Raw genomic sequence first — 2436 nt, 5'->3', positions numbered from 1 at the left:
ATAATCCCGCAGCCCATGAGCCAGAACCGACACCTGAACGCCCTCAACCCGCGCCAGCGCGAGGCGGTCCTCCACGGGGACGGGCCGCTGCTGATCCTCGCCGGCGCCGGCACCGGCAAGACGCGCACGCTCGCCTACCGCGTCGCGCACCTCGTCGAGCGGGGCGCGGCCCCGGACACGATCCTCGCGGTCGCGTTCACGAACAAGGCGGCCGACGAGCTGAAGGAGCGTGTGGCGCGGCTGCTGCCCAGGGGCGTCAAGGCGCCGGCGGTCTCGACCTTCCACTCCTTCTGCGTGCGCGTGCTGCGCCGCGAGATCGAGCACCTCGGCTACAAGCGCAACTTCACGATCTACGACACCGCCGACCAGCTCTCGGCGCTCAAGGAGGCGCTGCGCGACGTGCGGATGGTCGGGCGCGGCGACGCGGACGCCAAGCGCGTGCTCGGGATCATCTCGCGCGCCAAGAACGAGGGGCGCGAGGTCGACCCCGGTGATGGCACGGAGCCCTACGCCATCCTCGCGGCCGAGGCGGCGCCCCGCTACGCGAGCGCGCTCAAGGCCTACAACGCGGTGGACTTCGACGACCTGCTCGTGTTCACCCTGCGCCTCTTCCGCGAGTTCCCCGAGGTGCTCGCGCGCTGGCAGGAGCGTTGCCGGCACATCCTCGTGGACGAGTTCCAGGACACGAACGCCGTGCAGTACCGCCTCGTGGCGCTGCTGGCGGGCCCCGCGGGGAACCTCACCGTCGTCGGCGACGACGACCAGTCGATCTACGGCTGGCGCGGCGCGCTCCCCGGGAACATCCTGGACTTCACCGCCGACTGGCCCACGGCCAAGGTGATCACGCTGGACCAGAACTACCGCTCGACCGGGCACATCCTGGCCGCGGCGAACACCGTCATCCGGCGCAACCCGGCGCGGCGCGAGAAGAACCTCTGGAGCGATCTGGGCGACGGCATACCGGTCACGGTGCTGGCGTGCAAGGACGCGGAGGACGAGGCCAACGCGGTGATCGAGCGGATCATCGGCCTCACGGCCGCCGACAAGGCGAAGCCGGCGGACTGCGCGGTGATCTTCCGGACGAACGCGCAGTCGCGCCCCTTCGAGGACGTGCTGCGCCGCCACCGGATGCGCTACGTGGTGGTCGGCGGGATGCGCTTCTACGACCGCAAGGAGGTGCGCGATCTCGTCGCCTACCTCCAGGCGATCCACAACCCGCGCGACGAAGTCTCGCTGCTGCGCGTGGTGAACTTCCCGCCGCGCGGGATCGGGCACGAGACGATCCACAAGCTCCAGGCGGCGAGCCTCGCGGAGCGCGCGCCGCTGGCGGAGGTGATGGCGCGCGCCGCCGAGGTGCCCGGCGTCGGCGAGCGGCAGGCGCGCACGCTGCGCGAGTTCCTCGATTTCCTCGAGCAGATGCGCGCGCGCTTCGCGCCGGGGCGTCTCGCCGCGCCGGCCGAGGAACTGGTGCGGATCACCGGCCTCGAGGAGGCGGTGCGCGGCTCCGTCAAGGACATGGTCGCCGGCGAGCGCAAGGCGGAGAACGTGCGCGAGGTGGTGGCGGCGCTGGCGACCTTCGAGAAGGCCGAGCCGGGGGCGAACCTCGGCGACTACCTGGCGGGCGTGAACCTCTCGGGGCGCGACGAGGAGTCCGACGATGGCGGCGGCGACTGCGTGACGCTGCTGACGATGCACGCCGCCAAGGGGCTCGAGTACCCGCACGTCTTCCTCACGGGGCTCGAGGAGGGGCTGCTGCCGCACCGGCGCTCGGAGTTCGAGGCCGGCGGGCTGGAGGAGGAGCGGCGCCTGACGTACGTCGGGATGACGCGGGCGCGGCGCAGCCTGACGATCACCTGGGCCGCGACGCGGACGAAGTACGCCAAGGTCGAGCGCGCGGTGCCGTCGCGCTTCCTGGAAGAGCTGCCCGAGCAGGGGGTGCGGCGCGAGGACCGCTGCGACCCGCGGGAGACCTACCTCGAGTACGACGACGACGCCCACATGTCCCCGGGCGACTTCTTCCGCCGCATCAAGCGGCTGTGACGGGGCAGGGAAGGGCGCGGGCCTCGGCCCGTCCCCGTACGAAGGCCACCGGCGCTCGCGGGCGTGCCGCCGTCCAGGCCTTCCGCCGTCGCGTCTGGGCGCACTACCGAGCCGCCGGCCGGTCGATGCCCTGGCGCGAGACGCGCGACCCCTATCGCATCGTCGTCTCGGAGGTGATGCTCCAGCAGACGCAGGTCGAGCGCGTGCGACCGAAGTACGAGGAGTTCCTGGCCGCGTTCCCGGACCTGGAGGCGCTCGCCGCCGCCCCGATGGCGCGGCTGCTCGCCGTGTGGCGCGGGCTCGGCTACAACCGCCGGGCGTTGAGCCTGCAGCGCGCGGCGCGGCTGCTGCTGGAGCGGCACGGGGGGCGGGTGCCGGACGACGCGGCGGCGCTCG

General features: G+C 72.6%; 2 protein-coding genes. Both read left to right on the top strand.

The window, feature by feature from the left end; all coding sequences use genetic code 11:
* Positions 1–2040 (top strand): UvrD-helicase domain-containing protein (locus VI078_09035; protein HEY5999425.1); only part of this gene is annotated, 2040 nt, incomplete at its 5' end.
* Between the two features lie 125 nt (positions 2041–2165).
* Positions 2166–2436: A/G-specific adenine glycosylase (locus VI078_09030; protein HEY5999424.1), on the top strand; the 271-nt coding region annotated here is incomplete at its 3' end.

The organism is bacterium, assembly GCA_036524115.1.
Lineage (GTDB): Bacteria > JAUVQV01 > JAUVQV01 > JAUVQV01 > DATDCY01 > DATDCY01.
Note: the sequence above shows the minus strand (reverse complement) of the source record. Positions and strands in the feature narration are given on the sequence as shown.